At 69.5% G+C, this 17,443-nt stretch carries 20 protein-coding genes; all 20 read right to left on the bottom strand.

Annotated elements, in window-relative coordinates:
- Positions 1-29: 29 nt before the first annotated feature.
- On the bottom strand, positions 30-335 hold the full coding sequence (locus tag ACYVIH_RS04705; RefSeq protein WP_460866522.1) for a hypothetical protein: 306 nt from the start codon (positions 333-335) through the stop codon (positions 30-32).
- Positions 332-2,023: a GspE/PulE family protein gene (locus ACYVIH_RS04700; protein ID WP_460866520.1), complete on the bottom strand. Its 1,692-nt coding sequence runs from the start codon at positions 2,021-2,023 to the stop codon at positions 332-334. The genes ACYVIH_RS04705 and ACYVIH_RS04700 overlap by 4 nt, the downstream gene beginning before the upstream one ends.
- Before the next feature lie 197 nt (positions 2,024-2,220).
- Positions 2,221-2,949, bottom strand: a complete 729-nt coding sequence (locus tag ACYVIH_RS04695; protein ID WP_460866518.1) for a prepilin peptidase — start codon at positions 2,947-2,949, stop codon at positions 2,221-2,223.
- A gap of 5 nt (positions 2,950-2,954) precedes the next feature.
- Entirely contained in the window at positions 2,955-3,566 is a 612-nt protein-coding gene (locus ACYVIH_RS04690; protein ID WP_460866516.1) for a hypothetical protein, read from the bottom strand.
- Positions 3,563-4,351: a hypothetical protein gene (locus tag ACYVIH_RS04685; RefSeq protein ID WP_460866514.1), complete on the bottom strand. Its 789-nt coding sequence runs from the start codon at positions 4,349-4,351 to the stop codon at positions 3,563-3,565. The genes ACYVIH_RS04690 and ACYVIH_RS04685 overlap by 4 nt, the downstream gene beginning before the upstream one ends.
- Entirely contained in the window at positions 4,351-5,418 is a 1,068-nt protein-coding gene (pilM, locus tag ACYVIH_RS04680; protein WP_460866511.1) for a pilus assembly protein PilM, read from the bottom strand. Before pilM ends, ACYVIH_RS04685 begins: the two co-directional genes overlap by 1 nt.
- A 286-nt stretch (positions 5,419-5,704) precedes the next feature.
- Entirely contained in the window at positions 5,705-6,283 is a 579-nt protein-coding gene (locus ACYVIH_RS04675; RefSeq protein WP_460866509.1) for a hypothetical protein, read from the bottom strand.
- Positions 6,280-6,486 (bottom strand): hypothetical protein, encoded by a 207-nt coding sequence (locus ACYVIH_RS04670; RefSeq protein WP_460866506.1) that lies wholly within the window; start codon positions 6,484-6,486, stop codon positions 6,280-6,282. The genes ACYVIH_RS04675 and ACYVIH_RS04670 overlap by 4 nt, the downstream gene beginning before the upstream one ends.
- 69 nt (positions 6,487-6,555) lie before the next feature.
- Entirely contained in the window at positions 6,556-7,047 is a 492-nt protein-coding gene (locus tag ACYVIH_RS04665) for a hypothetical protein (protein ID WP_460866504.1), read from the bottom strand.
- Between the two features lie 51 nt (positions 7,048-7,098).
- A complete protein-coding gene (locus ACYVIH_RS04660; RefSeq protein WP_460866503.1) occupies positions 7,099-7,677 on the bottom strand; it encodes a hypothetical protein in 579 nt (192 codons plus the stop codon).
- 129 nt (positions 7,678-7,806) lie between these two features.
- Positions 7,807-8,868, bottom strand: a complete 1,062-nt coding sequence (locus ACYVIH_RS04655; protein ID WP_460866501.1) for an ArdC-like ssDNA-binding domain-containing protein — start codon at positions 8,866-8,868, stop codon at positions 7,807-7,809.
- 56 nt (positions 8,869-8,924) lie between these two features.
- Positions 8,925-9,275: a hypothetical protein gene (locus ACYVIH_RS04650; protein WP_460866499.1), complete on the bottom strand. Its 351-nt coding sequence runs from the start codon at positions 9,273-9,275 to the stop codon at positions 8,925-8,927.
- A 221-nt stretch (positions 9,276-9,496) separates the two neighbouring features.
- Positions 9,497-10,267, bottom strand: a complete 771-nt coding sequence (locus ACYVIH_RS04645) for a hypothetical protein (RefSeq protein ID WP_460866497.1) — start codon at positions 10,265-10,267, stop codon at positions 9,497-9,499.
- A 117-nt stretch (positions 10,268-10,384) separates the two neighbouring features.
- Complete coding sequence (locus tag ACYVIH_RS04640; protein ID WP_460866495.1) at positions 10,385-10,783, bottom strand: hypothetical protein; 399 nt, start codon at positions 10,781-10,783, stop codon at positions 10,385-10,387.
- Positions 10,784-10,857: 74 nt separating this feature from the next.
- A complete protein-coding gene (locus tag ACYVIH_RS04635; RefSeq protein WP_460866493.1) occupies positions 10,858-11,625 on the bottom strand; it encodes a hypothetical protein in 768 nt (255 codons plus the stop codon).
- Between the two features lie 115 nt (positions 11,626-11,740).
- Complete coding sequence (locus ACYVIH_RS04630) at positions 11,741-14,617, bottom strand: vitamin B12-dependent ribonucleotide reductase (RefSeq protein ID WP_460866491.1); 2,877 nt, start codon at positions 14,615-14,617, stop codon at positions 11,741-11,743.
- 179 nt (positions 14,618-14,796) lie between these two features.
- Positions 14,797-15,222 carry a hypothetical protein gene (locus ACYVIH_RS04625; RefSeq protein WP_460866489.1) on the bottom strand — a complete coding sequence of 142 codons (426 nt, stop codon included), beginning with the start codon at positions 15,220-15,222 and terminating at the stop codon, positions 14,797-14,799.
- Positions 15,219-15,797, bottom strand: coding sequence for a hypothetical protein (locus tag ACYVIH_RS04620; RefSeq protein WP_460866486.1), 579 nt, complete (start codon positions 15,795-15,797; stop codon positions 15,219-15,221). Before ACYVIH_RS04620 ends, ACYVIH_RS04625 begins: the two co-directional genes overlap by 4 nt.
- Before the next feature lie 14 nt (positions 15,798-15,811).
- Positions 15,812-16,435 carry a hypothetical protein gene (locus tag ACYVIH_RS04615; protein ID WP_460866485.1) on the bottom strand — a complete coding sequence of 208 codons (624 nt, stop codon included), beginning with the start codon at positions 16,433-16,435 and terminating at the stop codon, positions 15,812-15,814.
- Between the two features lie 2 nt (positions 16,436-16,437).
- Positions 16,438-17,358, bottom strand: a complete 921-nt coding sequence (locus ACYVIH_RS04610) for a hypothetical protein (protein ID WP_460866483.1) — start codon at positions 17,356-17,358, stop codon at positions 16,438-16,440.
- Positions 17,359-17,443 lie beyond the last annotated feature (85 nt).

The following is a 17,443-nucleotide window of genomic DNA, read 5'->3' as shown; positions in this document are numbered from 1 at the left end:
GTGACCGGGTGGCAGGGACCGGCGCGTGCCTACCGGTGAACCGTCAGTCGGGACGGGTTGTGGCAGGGCTGCGCGTGGTAGGCGCAATACTCCCCGTCGGCGCAGCACGCGTCGTGGCGGCTCGCACCGCGGGCGATGGCGACCAGGGCGGCGCGCACCATCTGCTCGTGGTAGTCGCGCAGGGGACCGTTGAGGGGCTGGCGCGCCAGCGCTCGACGGGTCACGGTGACGGCATGCCGCAGCCCGCTGGGCACGTGGTCCCAGCAGTCGGTGCAGAAGCCGGACGGCGTGGACGCTGTCCGGCCGCAGCGGGCAGCGCAGTCGGTGTCGTTCACGCCAGGTCCCGACGGATCTCGGCGTTGACCTCGGTCAGGCTGGTCACGCCTTCGAGCACCTTGGCGAACCCGTCCTCGCGCATCGTGCGCATTCCGGCGCGGCGTGCGGCCGCCTTGATCGCCGACTCCGGCTGGTTGGCCGCGATCGCGTCTCTGAGTTCCTCGCTGAGCAGCATCACCTCGTGTACCGGCACCCGCCCGGAGAACCCGCCGATGCACTCGATGCACCCTTCGGGGTTGGCCTCGAACAGGAAGTCGGGGAGGTCGCCGTCGGCGTCGAACCCGGCGGCGGCGACCCGACCGCGGTCCAGGCGCTGCCCGACCTTGCAGTTGTTGCACAGCCGTCGCAGCAGCCGCTGCCCGACCACGCACAGCAGGGAGGAGGACGCCAGGAACGGGTCGATGCCCATCCGGGTCAGTCGCGGGACCACGCCTGGTGCGTCGTTGGTGTGCAGGGTGGAGAACACCATGTGTCCGGTCATCGCCGCGTCGACGGCCGTCTCGGCCGTCTCGGCGTCACGGATCTCACCGACCAGGACGATGTTGGGATCCTGGCGCAGGATCGACCTGAGCCCGGCCGCGAAGGTCATCCCCTGGTCGACGTTGACCGACATCTGGGTGATCCCTTGCGGCACCTTGTACTCGATCGGGTTCTCCAGGGTGATGATCTTCACCTCGGGATTGATCTTCTCCCGCAGCGCCGAGTAGTTCGTCGTGGACTTGCCCGAGCCGGTCGGGCCGGTGAGCAGCACCATCCCGTACGGCTGGTCGATCGCGGACTTGAACCGGTCGAGGTTGTAGTCGGAGAAGCCCAGAGTCTCCAACGGCCGCCAGATGTCGGCCTGGAGTCGCATCACCACGCTGGTGCCCCAGGCGGAAGGCGCGGTCTCGACGCGGATGTCGACCTTCTCCCCGCCACCGAGGTCGTAGACCAGTACCCCGGAGTCGGGGACGAGGAGGTTGTCCTGGCGCATCTTCGCGTCCACCTTGATCAAAGTGACCAGGCCGTCCTTGCGCGCTTCGGGGTAGACGCCGAGGAGGCGCAGTTTCCCGTCGACGCGGTAGCGGACCTCCAGTGCGCCCTGGACCGGCTCGATGTGCACGTCGGAGGCCTTGTCGCGCAGTGCCTGCTCGATGACCAGGCGCAGCAACTGCACGTTGCTGGAGGAGGCCGTGGAGGTGACCCGGCCCAGGTCGCCTCCGTCGAAGTCGCCGCGGCGACGTGTCGCCTCGTGCTGCGCCGCCAGCCGGGCGGCCTCCACCGATGCGGAGTACACCTGGTCGATCTTGCGCCGGATCGCGGCCGGGTTGGCGTAGATCAGGCGCACCGTCATCCCCGCGAACAGCGGCCGCAGTGCTGAGGCCTTCGCGAAGTCGTCGGGGTTGGCCACAGCCACGGTGACCTTCTTGCCGCGGGTGAGCACGGGGATTGCCTCGTGCGCGCGGGCGTCGCGTGCCGGGAGCAGCGCGAGGGTCTCCTCCGCGATCTGGTACATCGGGTTGTCCAGGTCGACGAAGAACCAGCCGTTGCGCCGGGCGATCTCCTGGTGCTCGGAGGCACCCGGCGAGGACACCGGCACCGGCAGCGACGAGACCGCGGGGACGACACCGGGGTCGGCGTCGGCGGCCTGATCCTCGCCCTCGTTGGGGTACTCGGGGTACTCCTCTGGGACCTGCATGGCACTCATGGGGGTGTCTTCCTTCGAGGTCGGTGGGGCGATGGTCTTGTCAGATGACCTGCAAGACGACGGCGATGACGACGAGAACGCCGAGGACGATGAACTTCTTCACGGTGTCCCTCCTTCCTTGGTTCGAGGTGTTCTTCTGGGCCCGCTGTCCGGCCCTATGCCGCGGGGGACGTGGGCGGCGGCCGTCAAGGAGGTGCTCACCTGACGACCAGGTCGACGAGGACGGTGGGCACGGTCATGGCGATCAACACACCGACGGCCATGAACGGCCCGAACGGCACCGACACCGACGTGCTGCGGGCGCGGGCCGCGTGGATAAGGCCGGGACCGATCCCGGCCAGCGGCGGGACCAGCAGCAGGGCGCTGAAGGCCAGCACCCACGAGTGCGTGCCGAGCACGAACCCGGCGACACCCGCGAACCGGACGTCACCCATCCCGAAGGATCCGACCCGCGCGACGAGCAGCACCGCGAGGTAGATGACGGCCAACGCCGTCCCGGCGCCCACCGCCCGGCCGAGCGCAGCCAGCGGGAGATCCCCGGCGACGACGTCCCAGGCCAGCAGCGCCCCAGCGAGCGTGCCGGTGGCGTAGAGGATCCGGGTCGGCAGGCGACGTGCGCGCAGGTCGATGTAGGACAGCAGCGGCAGGACCGCGGCCAGCAGCATCCACGCCACCGTGGTGGCCGCACCGGAGGCGACGACCCCGGTGACCCGGCCAGGCATCGCGGCGACCGAGACCGCCAGGACCACCCCAGCCAGGAGCACGGCGGCACCTGTGCGCGGGGAGCCGGTCAACAGGGCCGTCCAGTCGCCGAGCCGGACCCGGCCCACCACCCACCGGGGTGCCAGCACGGCTCCCGGTTCGAGCACGACAGGCACCGGGACGGCTACGGCGCGGGGCGCTGCGTCCGTCGTCTTGTCGGCCACGTTCGTCAGGTCGCCGGGAGCGCGTCGCCGGGGCGCTCCATCGGCCGGGTCAGGAAGACCTTTCCGCTGAGCAGGAGCCCGACGTTGTCGGCCTTGCCGCTCATCTCCATGTCGGAGATCAGCAGCGGCCGGTCGAGGTTCTCCAGTGCGCGGACGAACTCGGCGGTGGCCTCAGCGCTGCCCTGGCTGGCCAACTGCACCTGCGACACCGCGATCGGGTAGTCGCCCGCACCGGGACTGGCCGTCTGGCCGCCTTCGACGTCGGCCACTGCCGGGTCGACCGGGACGCCGGGGTCGATGGACAGGACGGTCACGTCGGTGTTGGCTGCGGCGGCGTAGACCAGTTCGAGCCAGTCCGGCTGTTGGTAGTCGTGCGGGAACTGCGCGACGATCTGTGCGAACTCGCGCTCGGCCTCGCCGAGGTTGGCGCGCTTGGTCTCCAGGTCCGCGAGCGTCTGGGTGAGCACGCCGGTCTCGTGGACGGCCAGGTCCGTCTGCTGCTGGTTCAGGGCCCGGGTCTCCAGTTGCGGTGAGATCCCGAGGAAGTAGGCGGCGATCAGGGCCACGATCACGATGGCGGCGCCGATGCCGACGGTCTTCTGCTGCTGGGCGGTCACGGGGTCTCCTCGGTGCTCTGCTCCTGGACCTTCGCGCGTACGTCGTCGACCTGGTCCTTGGGGACGTACTTCATCGACAACGCCTCGGGGGTGAAGTTGATGGTGACGTTGAAGGTGAACGGGTTCTCCTCGGCGCCCTCCGGGGTCACACCGCCGTCGTTGACGACGTTGGCGGCGAACGGAGCGACCAGCAGCACGTTCTTGGTGTCGGTCCGGTCGAGGTTGCGCAGGAACTGCGGCAGGGTGTCCTCGGTCGGTCCGGTCGCGGTCATCTCTACGCAGCCGATGGTGTTCATCGCCTCGAACGGGTTGGGTCCGCTGCACTGGTCACCGGTCCGGGTCGCGTAGGAGGTGACCTCCGCGCCGTCGGGCAGCGAGTCCAGGACCTGGCTGAGCATCGTGGCGTGCTCCACGTCCTTAGACAGGTGGTCCAGCGTCGCGGAACGACGTGCCTCGATCCCGTCGTAGTAGGCGGCCACGTCGGCGAGTGCGTCGACCTGGACCTTGACCTGGTCCCGGTCCGCCTGCGCGGCGCTGAGCGCGTCGGTGCTCTGCAAGGCCAGCCACGCGGCACCACCGACGGCTGCTCCGATCGCGGCCAGCGCCACGCCGACCCCGGCCGCGACCTGCTTGCGGGTGCGGGCCGCGGCCCGCTTTTCGCGCACATAGGCGGGGATCAGGAGCGCCGACGGCTTCGCCGCGCTGGGCCAGGTGTAGACCGAGCCGCCTTGGACGGTCATGTCGGCGGCACCGGGCGCCTTCTTCCTGGTGAGGGTCAGTTCCATCAGAGCCTCGCTCCCGTTCCGAGGCCTACCGCAACGAGGAAGTCGCCGCCGGAGGCACTCTCCAGCCGCTCCACCTCACCGCCCTTGGGGCCCGTGATGTTGTCGTCGACCTGCGCGTAGGACAGTGGCACCGAGCCCAGCGACTGGCGCAGGAAGTAGCCCAGACCGTGGAGCAGTGCTCCACCGCCGACGAGGGTGACGTTCGCCAGCCCCTCGAACTGGTCCTGGTGCCGGTTCAGGTAGGCGCCGAAGCCGTTGGCGACCTTCGCCGCCAGGTTGGCGCTGTACTCGTTGCGGGCCTGGGCGACGATGCCTACCGGCGACTCGTCGTTGATCTTCTGCCACTCCGCCTGGTGCTCGTCGCCTTCGTCGAGACCCATCGCGTCGGCGATGCGCGTGGTGGCGACGTTGCCGCTGGAGTCAGGGTCGAGCAGCAGCATCTTCGGCACTCCGTTGTGGTGGAGCACCAGGGTGGTGATGTTCGCGCCGATGTCGACCAGGGCGTCCAACTGGGTGTCGGGCCGGTCCTGGATCTGCATGGCGCGAAGCGTGGCCAGCGCACTCAGGTCGGCGCCGACAAGGTTGAGCCCGGCGTCGTCGACCAGCCGCCCGGCGGCCTCGGCGAAGTCGGAGCGGACCGAGTAGGCCAGCACCCTCAGTTCCGGGCCGTCGTCGCCGTCGACCTCGCCGACGACGGTGAAGGACATCTCGTTCTCGTCGGGGCTGAGGCTCGGGTTGCGCGCCTCGACGATCGTGGGCAGGGCCTTGTGCACGTCCTCGGGCTTCATCAGCGGCACCCGCATCTCGGTCATGAAGACCGCCGAGGAGGAGTTGTACCCGACGATGACGTCCTTGGTGTCGAACTTCGCTTCGGTCCACATCTGCCGGATGATCGCGGCAACGCGGGCTCGTTCCTTCTCCTCGACGTGTCCGTCCTGGACCACGCCGAAGGGGAGCGCGGATGCGGCCTGCTTCTCGACGGTGAAGGTGCCGTCGCCCTTGCGCAGGACCTGCGCGGCCTTGACGGACGAGGCGCCGATGTCGAGGCCGACAACTCGGTCGGTCATGGTGACCCTCTCGGTGGTGAGATCAGCGGTGCTGCCGCGTGGAGACACGGCCACCGGGTCACATGCGTAGACGGCGCAGGCCTGGGCGGCACCGAGAGCCAATCTCGTCGAAACCGCTGCGGTGGGCGCAGTGCTCGGCTAGGAAAGGGGGCGGCCCCGCGAGCGTAAAGGTCCGGCGGGGGGATGCGGGACCTTCATGGGTGGGGGCCGCGCTCGCGGGGCCTGTCAGCCGGGATTCGACAGCGGACCCCGGCCGTGCCCCACGTTACCCAGTTCGTCCGGTTTGTCACGCACCGGTAGCGAGGGCTCGCTGGTAGGCGAGGACCTGCTCGTCGAGGGACCAGCCGTGCCGGGTCTCCACGACGCCGACGAGACGTTCGGCCAGGGCCAGCGCCCGCTCGGCGGAGATCTCGTGCACGACCACCTGGTCGTCCTCGACCAGGAACGAGTCCGCGATGTCCTCGCACAGCAGCGCGAGGTCCGCCTGGCCCGGCGTCGCGTGCAGGATGTCGCCGAGCGCGGTGAGGTAGCCGTAGTTGGCTAGCGGGTCGGCGCATCCGTCCTCGTCGTCGCAGTCGTGCTGGTCGCATTGCTCGTTGTCGCAGTCGATGACGACGAGCCCGGATACGGTCGCGCAGACGAGTTCGATCGCGGACCGCAGCACCTCAGGCTCGCCGACGAGCCCGATGATCTGCGCGGCGAAGGAGTCGTCGCCGTCGTGGCGTGCCCGCAGCACGTTCAGCGCGTACCCCAGGTGGCTGCCGTCGGTGACATGGACCAGCAGCAGCGGAACCCGGTGGTCGGGGCACTCGTCGACGGCCTCGATGATCGGGGCGAAGTCGGGCGTCCCCGGGTGGCTGGTCACAGCGCCCGCGCCAGGTCGGTGAGGCTGAGGCTGACGACGTCGTCGGGGCGGGGCACCCGGACCTGCATCCAGTTCGGGACGCCGGTGAGCCCGTACAACTCCGCGTCTGCTGCGGTGCGGAAGACCATCACGACGTTGGTGGCCTCGTCGATGACCTCGACCGGGGCCTCGTCGGTACGGGCGGTAGCGGTGCTGGTGCTCATCAGGGCTCCTTCAGGCGGTGGTCCGTTGGTGATGCTCGGCAGGTGCGCGGCGCGCCAGGGTGCTGCCGGTCAAGCGGCGGCAAGCGAGGACAGGCGGACGTGCTCGGTCCACTCAGCGATCTGCTCGTTCGGCTCGACACCGGTGCGGTGGTAGATCAACTGGCTCAGCAGAGTGCACAGATCGACCAGGCTGAAGACCGGGACGGCGCCGAACGCGAGACTGGCCGGGCGGGGGCTCCTGGAGAGCGCGTCGGCGACCTCGTGGCAGAACCGTGCCTTCGGGGCGCTGGAGGTCTGCTGGGCGAGGACCCGCAGGATGCGGACCCCCGAGTCGGACTCGCCGTTGGCCTCGGCCGCGGTGCGTGCGAGGCTGAGCAGGAGTTCGACGGCGCTGCGCAGCGACTCTGATGCGGGGACGAACTCAGCGACCAGCCGTTTGGTCCGCACGTCCCTGTCGAGAGCGGCGCGCCACAGTACGACGGCGACGCCCATGTGGGTGCCATCGAGACAGTCGAGGGTGATCAGAGGGGCGGGCGGGGTCGGAGTGCCGCTGGGTTCCATGCTTGCCCTATGCCGCTGCCGGGTGCACCGGCTGTCGCCGGGGCAGATGCCTCACGTTCCGGCCGCGAACGCGCGGACGAACAGGTCGGCCTGGTCGTCGAAGGTGACCCCGAACCGTCGAGCGCACGAGTCCGACAGGATCTTGCAGGCGCCTGCGGCGGCAGTCACCGTGGTGGCGTGCACGGTGATCTGGGCGGAGTCCTCGGCGTACATGTGCCAGGCCAGGTCATCGAATACCAGCGCTACCTGGGCCACCACACCGCCGTTCGACGGGGAGGAGCCGACCGCGAGACGGATCGTGTCGGCCGCCCCGGACAGGTAGGTGTAGGCGGCGGCGCAGTCGGCGGCGAGCCCCTGCTCGGGAGTGTGCGGCAGGCCGGGGATGTTGGACGCGGCGGTGGCCATGCTGAACGCGAGCGAACGGGCGAACTCCAGGCAGCCGCGGAGCAGTTCCTCGCGGTCGAGAGCCTGCTTGATGGTTGCCGCGAACTCCGCATCACCGTCGGTGACCGCGCGGAGCAGGGCCAGGGCGTAGCCGACGTGGGAGGCGTCGGTGTCGAGGACCCGGACGAGCGGTCCGCACGCATCCGGACACTCGCCCAGTGCTTCGACGATCGGACCTGTGGTCACGGCGTCCTCCTCGAAGTCGGTGAACTTGCTGTGCCGCGACATGGCCGTGCGGCCGATGGGGCGTGCCGCGGCATAGAGACTGCGTCCTGTCCCCGGCCCGCCCGTCGCAGAGCAGGCCAGGGACCGCGGTCAGTCCTCGACGGTGTTGCGGAAGTCGTTGTCGGTGAGGATCTTCTTCACCGCCTTGGAGACCGTGTCCGCGGACTCGCGCAGCGCCTCCTTGTCGTGGCGCGACCAACCTGCGACGTACTGGGCGCTCAACTTCGCGCCGTCCATCTTCATGCCCTGAGACCGGCCGAGTGCGTAGGCGACGCTCTCTGCCTCGACCTCGTAGCGGCCGCGGCAGCCGCCCGGGCCGGTGTGGTAGTCCCCGAGGTCACCGTCGACGTGTCCGGCGTGGACGTGGCCGAGTTCGTGGGCCAGGGTGGCGGCCTGGGATCCGGAGGTGAGCGAGGCGTCGATGACGATCTTCTTCTCGCGCGGACTCGTCCAGCCCTGGGCGGTGCCGTTGGCGTGGGAGTCCATCTGGCGGAACTCGACCTCGTACCCGGCCCTGTTGGCGGCGGCGACCATGTCGTCGACAAACCCGTCGGGCGGGGTCTCGGCCAGTTCGACGTCGATCTCGGGCAGCGGGTCGCCTTCGGTCTGGGCTACGTCGAAGACCGAAGCGGTCGTGAACCCGACCACCTGCCTGCGCTTGACCGGCTTGCCGTCCGCGTCCTTCTTCGGCTTGCCGTTGGCGTCGCGCTCGGTGACGTTGATGACCCGCGGGGCGAGGATGCCGATCGCCTTCTCGCCCTTCTTCACGGTGCGGTTGAAGTCGTTCTGCCACTTGCGGAAGCCCGCGACCCGAGTGGCCTTGCCACCGGTCTGGAGCCAGATGAGCATCTGGTTGGTCGGTGAGTAGCGGTGGAACTTGCTCATGGTGTCGACATAGTTGAGCCAGTTCTCGTCCTGGTCGAGGTCGGCGACGGCCTGGTCGAGTTCGGCCTTGTAGGCCGCGACCTTCTCCTCGACGCTGTCGTACTTCTGGGTGAACACCTCACCCTGGGTGTCGGCGTAGGTGCGGCTCGATTGCGGCTCGGTGGGGGCGTCGAGGGCGACCTCGGACTCGCCGTGGGCCTTGGTGGAGAACTGACCGCCCGCAGGCAGGCCCTTGGGCTGGCGCGGCTGGAACGTGCTCGTCGTCATGCCTGGTGGGTGCGCGGGGATCCGCCGCGTTGCGCGCCTTCGGGACTGGTCGTTGCTCAGTCGTGAGGCAAGATGAGCCGCTTGCTGTACTCGCGGGCCTCCTCGACCGGCACCACGCCCACGATCCGTGCCTGGGCCACCCGGCCCTCGAACAGGTTGATGTTCCGTCCGTAGTTGGCGAGCCCGGCGCGATGCGCTGTGACTTCGTCGAGCGGCTCGACCTCGTAGACGTAGGTGGCCTCACCTCCGGCTTCGCGGGCCCAGTACAGGCCGCGATCGGCGAGCGACGTGATCGAGACCGCGGAGTCGGTGGACTCGGCGAAGTTCGCCTCGGCCGCCCCGGGCACCAGTACGGAGCCGGGCTCCAGCCTGTGCGGGCTTCCGTGGAAGAGCCGTCCGCCGTGCACGTCGCCGAGGGTAAACCGACGGCCCCCGACCTGGATCTGCTGGTCGCGCCAATCCGCCGCGGACTCTGTCTCACACTCATCTGGCCAGGCGTCCTGCGGCTCGTCCCGCCGTTCAGGGAGAAGGCGAGCAGAGCGCCGGTCGAGGGGCGCCTCGCATTCGTCGCGCTGCCGGGAGACGAACTGACCCCCTGCGGGGACTCCGCGGGGGACCCGGCTCCCGGTCACCGGCCGCGCTCGTTGAGGACCGACTCGACGGAGCGGCGCACCTCGGAGTGGAAGGCGGAGTAGACCTTCTCGTAGTCGGGCTCGATCCCGTCGTAGCGGTGGACCACCTCCTCGCGTTCGGCGTCGGTCAACTCCTCGTCGCCGTCGAGTTCCTCGTCGATCTGGTCGCGGATCACGCTGGGGGAGATCACGAAGTGCTCCCAGTTCGGGTCGATCGCGGCGAACGCGACCTCTTCCTGCACCCGGACCTGTTCGGCGTCCCAGTCGAAGCCGCGGACCTTGGCGACGTCGATGATGTGCCCGCGGGCGTAGGTGCTGCCGTGCCGCGGGAGGTCCTGGCCAGGCAGGGCTGTCTCGTCGTCGGGGCGGAACGCCTCGGGCACCTGCTCGCCATGGAAGGTCTCGCCGGGCACGGGGACGGTGTGTCCCATGCTGTTGCCGTCGGCATCGTAGAGGTCGGCGTAGTAGTACGGCCGGTGCTCGTCGTCGGTCGTCTCGGTGAGCAGCAGGTAGGCCACCAGGGCCTTCTCGTCGTACGGCACGGCGTCGACCGCTTCGTTGACCGCGGAGGCGCACCCCAACTTGTCGTCGTATCCCGAAACGGTGCGGCTGATCTTCCAGAACCTGTCGAGGCCCTTGTTGCTGCTCGGGCCGGTGTAGAAGTCGTCCGGGGTGGCCAGGTTGACGTCGGACTCGGCGTGGACGGAGACAGCGAACTGACCCCCGGTGGGGACGCCTGCGGCGACGCGGTTCTGGTTCGTGGTCATGCCCCTTGGGTGCGCGGCGGACCGGGGCGCCGCTAGTCGCCCCTCCTGTCACGAACACATCAGGCAGTAGCGGCCGGGGCCCGTGCCGTCGGCTGCCGCGCCGCAGCGCGGCCATCGCTACTTCCGCGGTTCCGTCCGGTTCTCCCGACGCCATGCGGCCAGGTAGCGGTCGTCGACCGGCGTGATCTGCGGGTACGCAGCCGCCGGGTCGAACTGACGCGCAGTCCAGTCGATGTAGCACGGCGTGCCGTCCGACGCTGTTACTCGGGTGAGGTAGTGCTGCCAGAACGCCTGGTCGACAGTGCGCCACTGGGTCTGCGCGTCCGGGAAGTCTCCCCGCGGCCCAACCACCTGCACCCAGTCGGCGTCGATGCCGTGCATGCGCAGGTGCTCGGTGTACTCGGCGGAGACCTCCTTACAACGGGAGAACGCTCCAGCCGGGTCGTCGGTTCCGACCGGGGGCGTCCAGTCGGGCAGGCCGGGGACCGCTGTTGGAGCGGCGGTCAGAACACACACAGACTCGCTATGGGGCTCCCGGGCGAACTGGCCGCCAGCCGACGTGCCGCGGGGCTGCCGACGTCGCTCGGGAATCATGCCGGAGCGCCTCGGAGGGCGCGAGAGCGGGCTTCGAGGAGGAGCCCGGCGGCGTCGAACCCGCCGCCGCGCCGCGAGATCTCGCCCAGCACCGCCTCGGCCTCCCAGCCCGGCATCGGCGCCTCGGTGTCCTCGCCGCGGTAGACCTGGACGAAGTGGTCGGCACCGACCGCGACCGTGTACTCGTGACCGCTGCCGCGACGGTCGGAGATCGTGGCGAGCAGCGATGACCGCCTGCCGCTGAACCGGTCGTCGTGGGCGGCGAACCCGCCCAGCGTCACCGGGCCATCGGAGCCGTCGTCGATGGTGACCGTCCCCTCGTACTCATCGAGGGTGGCCACGTCGTAGGGGGCGAGGGCGCTGGTCTGGCCGACGTAGGCGGCGGCGACCTGGTTGAAGGAGCGGGTGGCGTGCGCCTGCTGCTCGACCTCGCGCAGCGAGGCGACCACCTGCTCTTCGGTTGCGGGGTGGAAGGCGGCGGTCGCGGCCCACACGTTGACGTCCTCGGCGTGGACGGAGAAGCCGTACCGGTCCTCGCTGATCCGTACCCGGTACTGGTGCTGGTCCGGCGCGGTGTAGACGGCGACATCGCCGTCTGCCGTGAAGACCCCGGGCAGGGACCGGGCAGCGAGCGCGGCGTAGGCCGGGCTGGTCGCACCGGGCCCGTGCAGCGCAACGTCGGACTCTGCGTGGGCGGAGGTGGCGAACTGGCCGCCGGTGGGGACGCCTGAGGGCACCCGGTTCGTGGGGGAGTGGTCGGTCATGCCTGGCAGGTGCGCGGCGGAGCAGGCCGCTGCGGTGTGAGTGGGGACGACAACGGGCGCCCGCCCTCCTGAGGGAAGACGAGCGCCCGTTGTCAGGCCAGCAGCCGGGTTGCCCCTACGAGCAACCGGTCGTGGTTCCGCACTCGCGGCAGGCGTAACAGGCCCCGCTGCGCTGCATGAACTTCGAGGTGTGGCACACCGAGCATTCCGGCGCGTTGTCGGCCTCGGCCTTGGCGCGAGCGGCCAGCACGTCGGCGTTGGTGTCCGCGGTCACCGGCGCGGTCTCCTGCTCGACCTTCTTGGCGCTGCGGCCAACCTCGTCCTGGTTGACCTTCTCGTCCTCCACCGGCTCGTAGGAGCCCGTCTCCAGAGCGGCGGTGCGCTCCGCGGTCGAGTAGATGCCGTAGGCGCTGCGAGCCTCGAACGGCAGATAGTCCAGAGCGAGACGACGGAAGACGTAGTCGATGATCGACTGCCCCATCCGCACGTCCTTGTCATCGGTCAGACCGGCGGGCTCGAACCGCTGGTTGATGAACTTGTCGACGTAGGTCTCCAGCGGGACGCCGTACTGGAGGCCGATCGACACCGCGATGGAGAAGGCGTCCATCATGCCCGCCATCGTCGAGCCCTGCTTGCTCATCTTCAAGAAGAACTCGCCGATGCTGCCGTCGTCGTACTCACCAGTCTGGAGGTACCCGTCGGTTCCGCCGACCTGGAACGAGGTGATCGTGCCGCGGCGACGCTGCGGGACCTTCTGCCGACGCGGGACCTCGACGATCCGGACCTCGGGCTCGACCTGCTGGGCCTCGGTCTTCTCGCCCTTGTCCTTGGCCTTGCCGTCGGACAGCGGCTGGCCGACCTTCGCGTTGTCGCGGTAGATCGCGGTGGCCTTCAGACCCATCTTCCACGACTGCATGTAGATGTCGGCGACCTCCTCGACCGTCGCGCTCTCGGGGAGGTTGACCGTCTTGGAAATGGCGCCGCTCAGCGACGGCTGGACGGCCGCCATCATCCGAACGTGGCCCATCGCCTCGATCTGCCGCTGGTCACCGACGGCGCAGTCGAACACGTTGTAGTGCTCGGCCGCGAGGCCCGGTGCGCCGACGACGGTGCCCTTGTCGAGGATGTACGCCTCGATCTCGGTGACCTGCTCGTCGTTGTAGCCCAGACGGCGCAGGGCGGGGGCGACCTGCTGGTTGACGATCGTCATGCCTCCGCCGCCGACCATCTTCTTGAACTTCGTGAGCGCGAAGTCGGGCTCGATGCCGGTGGTGTCGCAGTCCATCATGAAGCCGATGGTGCCGGTGGGCGCGAGCACGCTGGCCTGCGCGTTGCGCCAGCCGTTCACCTCGCCGATCTCGATGCCACGGTTCCACTCGTCGAGGGCGAACCGCGCGATCGGGGCGGCCTCGGGGAGCACCGCGACGATGCCCTTGGAGACGAAGTCGACGTCGGCTCCGGAGACCGCGGCGACCAGGTCACCGGCGGCCTGCTGGTGCTTGCGCATGACGGCCTTGTGGCCCTCGGCGTTGCGGGCGTAGCCGTTGTACGGACCCACGACACCGGCGACCTCGGCGGAGCGGCGGTAGGAGACGCCAGTCATCACCGAGGTGATCGCGGCGGCCAGCGCACGTCCCTCGGCCGAGTCGTAGGCGAGCCCCTTGGCCATCAGCAGGGCGCCGAGGTTGGCGTAGCCGATGCCCAACTGCCGGTAGTTGCGGGTGGTCTCGCCGATCGGCTCGGTCGGGAAGTCGGCGAAGGAGATCGAGATCTCCATGGCGGTGATGATGACCTCGACAGCCTTGGCGAAGGTCGCCACGTCGAACGAGCCGTCGGCGCGGAGGAACTTCATCAGGTTCAGGCTGGCGAGGTTGCACGAGGAGTTGTCGAGGCTCATGTACTCCGAGCACGGGTTGGAGGCGGTGATCCGACCGGTCTCCGGGTTGGTGTGCCAGGCGTTGATGGTGTCGTCGTACTGGATGCCCGGGTCGGCGCACTCCCAGGCTGCCTGGGCGATCTTGCCGAACAGGTCGCGGGCGTCGACCTCCTCGATCACCTCGCCGGTGCTGCGGGCACGCAGACCGAACGTGTCGCCTGACTCGACCGCGCGCATGAACTCGTCGCTGACGCGCACGGAGTTGTTGGCGTTCTGGTACTGCACCGAGGTGATGTCCTTGCCACCGAGGTCCATGTCGAACCCGGCGTCACGCAGCGCGCGGATCTTGTCCTCCTCGCGTGCCTTGGTCTCGACGAACTCGACGATGTCGGGGTGGTCGACGTCGAGGACGACCATCTTCGCCGCGCGGCGGGTGGCGCCACCGGACTTGATGGTGCCCGCGGACGCGTCGGCGCCGCGCATGAACGACACCGGGCCGGATGCCGTACCGCCGGAGGAGCGGAGCAGTTCCTTGCTGGAGCGGATGCGCGAGAGGTTCAGACCGGCACCGGAGCCGCCCTTGAAGATGAAGCCCTCTTCCTTGTACCAGTTCAGGATTGACTCCATCGAGTCGTCGACCGACAGGATGAAGCACGCGGAGACCTGTTGGGGGGCGGAGGTGCCGACGTTGAACCAGACGGGGGAGTTGAACGAGAAGATCTGGTGGATCAGCATGTAGCGCAGTTCGTCACCGAAGACGGCGGCGTTCGCCTCGTCCATGTAGCCGTGCTCGACGGCAGCCGCGGTGTACTTGTTGACCACGCGCTCGACGACCTGCTTCAGGCTGTGCTCGCGGGCGTCGGTGCCTTGCGCGCCGCGGAAATACTTGGTGGTGACGATCGTGGAGGCGTTCTCGCTCCAGGTGGAGGGGAACTCCACGCCGTGCTGCTCGAAGACGATCTCGTCCGTCTTCCAGTTCTTCTGGACGACGTCGCGGCGCTCCCAGGTGACCTGGTCGTAGGGGTGGACACCTTCGGTGGTGTAGACGCGCTCGATGACGATGCCGTCACGGCTCTGGCCGTTGCGGAGGGACTCCGCCTCGGTGTGGATGGTCATGGACTGTCCTTCTTATCGGTGGTGACTGAAGCGCCCTATGCCGCCGCGTGGGGGACCGGCGAACGAACGCGGGCTACTACTGCTTGGAGTGGTGCCGCCCGTCAGGGACGTATGTGGTGGGTGTGCGGGGGATCGCCGGAGCGACAGCGCCGCAGGAGCAGACCTCGGCGTCGGGCCGGTCAGCAACGACGGACCAGGTGCGGCGGAATCGGCTGGTCGGTGTAAACGGCGCTCTGCCCGAGGCCGGACTCGTCGTCTGCGAACGGGTCGAGGGTGACCGGCCCGTCGTGCTCGACCTCGAAGACGGCGTACTCCTCGGCGTCGAGCAGTCCGTACTCGTCGCGTTCCTCGGCCTCGCGGACCGCGGCGTAGGCGGTGGCCGCGTCCGGGTCGGTGAACAGGTAGTTGCCGGGTGGGTACTCCAGGGAGATGTCGGCGTACGCGGACTCCCCGCGGGTGTGGTCGAGCCCGTGCTCGGCGATCGAGTACCACGCGGACTCCGGGGCCACGTGGAAGTAGAGGGTCGTCCCGGCCTCGGCGCGGTCCCGGTGCGCGAACTGCCCGCCCGCGGGGGCGCCCCGGGCGACGCGGCGGGGCCCGCTCACGCCCGTCCCGCCGGGGTAGTGAAGGCGCAGGAGGGGCACTCGGTGCCTTCCGGTGCGGTGGTGACGTAGGCAGGGTGGATCTGCACGCCGCGGGCGAGCGCGAGCCCGGCCCGGTGGTTGCCGTCGAGCAGGTCGTGGTGACCGCAGCCGGGTCGCTCGACCACCACCAGCGGCGGAACGTCCCATGGTGTGTCTTCGAGGGCGTCGGCGAGGTACTCGTAGTCCGCGGTGTGCTCGTCGGCTTCGTCGGCCTGGTCCTCGTCCCAGTCCATCTCGGCGGTGTACTGCCATGCCTCGCACGGTGCAGAGACGCTGTCGAGCCGGTAGTTGTGGGTGAGGGTGAACTCAGCGTCGCCCAGCCACGGCATCCGGTGGTGGTCGTATCCGTCGTAGCCGCCGACCAGGCCGGGCATCTCGTCGTACGCGGCCGCCTCGGGGAAGTGGCCGTAGCCCCAGGTGCGGCTGTCGGTGCGGTCGGGGGCAGCAGCGATCAGGGTCGTCGGGCTCTCCGGGTGCGCGGCCGCCGTGAACTGGCCACCAGCAGGAACGCCAGCGGGGACTCGGGTCGTGCTCATCTGTGCCACCTCCACTACCAGCAAGTCCCGCAGGTGCAGTGGTTGCGGCCGCCGGAGCGGCAGTGCGGCATCGCCTTGTGCATCGGGAAGAACGCCGAGTCCGCTTCCTTGGCCTGCTGGCACATCGGACAGCCGTCGTAGTAGCGCACCCCGGTGTTCACGCCCAGCGTAAACGTGTCGCCGTCCTCGTCGGTGAGCCGTTCGCCGGGCTTGGCCGCCAGCAGGGCGGCGCGGAACTGGGTCTCGGTCGGAGTCGGCGGTGCGGGAGCGGTCAGCGAGTGCATCAGGGTGCTGCTCGTCTGCACCAGATCGTTGGCGGCGTCCAGGTCGTGCTCGTCGAGCCCGTCCCAGTGGTCGATCGCCGCGGACACGGCGCTCACCTCGTCGGCCGGGGCGTTCTCGGCACGAGACGCGGCGCCCTCGACCCGGGCGGCCCAGTCGCGGGCGTCGTCCATCTGGAACGAGTCCGGCTCGTCGGTCTGGTCCCAGGCTTCGGTGAACCGGTTGAAGCCCAGTCGGATGTCGGCTGCGGTCTCCGGCAGGTGCAGCCGGACTGCCGGTGCTTCGGCGTGCGCCGACGGCGCGAACTGACCGCCGGTCGGCGTGCCCGCGGGCTGACGGTTCGGGGTCTCGGTCATGGTCAGACTCCCCAGGCTTCGTTGAGGTCGTGCTCGGACGGGCCGTCGTCGCCGATGTCGTAGTGCCGGACGTCGGGGCGCCCACCGACGGTGAACGGCCTGAACGTCTCGTCGTAGAGCCGGTGGCCTGGCCTGGCTGCGGCGATGTAGGCCCGCACCTGCTCCTCGCGCTCCTCGCGCTCCTGCGCGGCCTGGGCGAGGACGGGCGAGACGAAGGTCTGCGCGAGTGGGCCGTGGACCGGGGCGTCGGTCCAGTCCGCGACCAGGTGGTTGATCAGGTCCGACCTGCTGGGGCGGGGGATAATCTCGACGTCGTAGCGGGTCTCGTCGACCCACTCGCTGCCGCCGGAGTTGTAGACCTCGCAGAGCCCGTTGACGGTGACCAGCGGCGCACCTGCCGCGGCGGGTGCCATCGCCTGGGCGTCGAAGATCCGGGTCTCGCCGGTGGCGTAGGTGAGCAGCACGTCCCAGTCCTTCTCGCGAGCGATCGCGGCGGCGAGCGCCAGCGACTGCGGCCCGTCCTCGTAGAGCGCCTTGGCCTCGTCGTCGAGGACGCCCGGAGTGATCGTGCAGGTGTCGCCCTGGCTGTCCTCGACGGCGGTGGTGCCCCAATCGATATCGAACCCGGCGGCGCGGGCGACCATCCCGGCGGTGACCGGGTCGTCGTTGACGTTGTGGACCCCGACGTCGGCCAGGGTCCGGTTGACCAGTGCCCAACCGGCGTGCCCGTCGGCCTGGTTGCGTGCGAACGCGTCACCGACCCGCCCGGTCAGGACGGAGGCGCTGGTCGCGGTGCCGAGCGTTACCTCGGCCTCGGCCTTCCGTGTGGCGGTGAACTGGCCTCCGGCGGGGACTCCGCGCGGCACGCGCGGAGAGGCGGAGTCGCCAGACGGCGTCGGTCGGCTCGTGGGGGAGTCGGTCATGCCCGGTGGGTGCGCGGGTGCTGAGGGGAACGCCGAACGGCCCGGCAGCCACGTGGACAGTCGGGCCGTTCTGGACCCGTCCGGA

It is taken from the genome of Nocardioides pakistanensis (assembly GCF_054781215.1).
This window is presented reverse-complemented; position numbering and strand designations above follow the sequence as displayed.

Bases quoted from the DNA above. Each gene is read 5' to 3' on its own strand.
- ACYVIH_RS04645 (WP_460866497.1), bottom strand. From the start codon at position 10,267: ATGACCACGAACCAGAACCGCGTCGCCGCAGGCGTCCCCACCGGGGGT.
- ACYVIH_RS04665 (WP_460866504.1), bottom strand. From the start codon at position 7,047: ATGGAACCCAGCGGCACTCCGACCCCGCCCGCCCCTCTGATCACCCTC.
- ACYVIH_RS04635 (WP_460866493.1), bottom strand. From the start codon at position 11,625: ATGACCGACCACTCCCCCACGAACCGGGTGCCCTCAGGCGTCCCCACC.
- ACYVIH_RS04630 (WP_460866491.1), bottom strand. From the start codon at position 14,617: ATGACCATCCACACCGAGGCGGAGTCCCTCCGCAACGGCCAGAGCCGT.
- ACYVIH_RS04670 (WP_460866506.1), bottom strand. From the start codon at position 6,486: ATGAGCACCAGCACCGCTACCGCCCGTACCGACGAGGCCCCGGTCGAG.
- ACYVIH_RS04700 (WP_460866520.1), bottom strand. From the start codon at position 2,023: ATGAGTGCCATGCAGGTCCCAGAGGAGTACCCCGAGTACCCCAACGAG.
- ACYVIH_RS04620 (WP_460866486.1), bottom strand. From the start codon at position 15,797: ATGAGCACGACCCGAGTCCCCGCTGGCGTTCCTGCTGGTGGCCAGTTC.
- ACYVIH_RS04615 (WP_460866485.1), bottom strand. From the start codon at position 16,435: ATGACCGAGACCCCGAACCGTCAGCCCGCGGGCACGCCGACCGGCGGT.
- pilM (WP_460866511.1), bottom strand. From the start codon at position 5,418: ATGACCGACCGAGTTGTCGGCCTCGACATCGGCGCCTCGTCCGTCAAG.
- ACYVIH_RS04685 (WP_460866514.1), bottom strand. From the start codon at position 4,351: ATGGAACTGACCCTCACCAGGAAGAAGGCGCCCGGTGCCGCCGACATG.
- ACYVIH_RS04655 (WP_460866501.1), bottom strand. From the start codon at position 8,868: ATGACGACGAGCACGTTCCAGCCGCGCCAGCCCAAGGGCCTGCCTGCG.
- ACYVIH_RS04610 (WP_460866483.1), bottom strand. From the start codon at position 17,358: ATGACCGACTCCCCCACGAGCCGACCGACGCCGTCTGGCGACTCCGCC.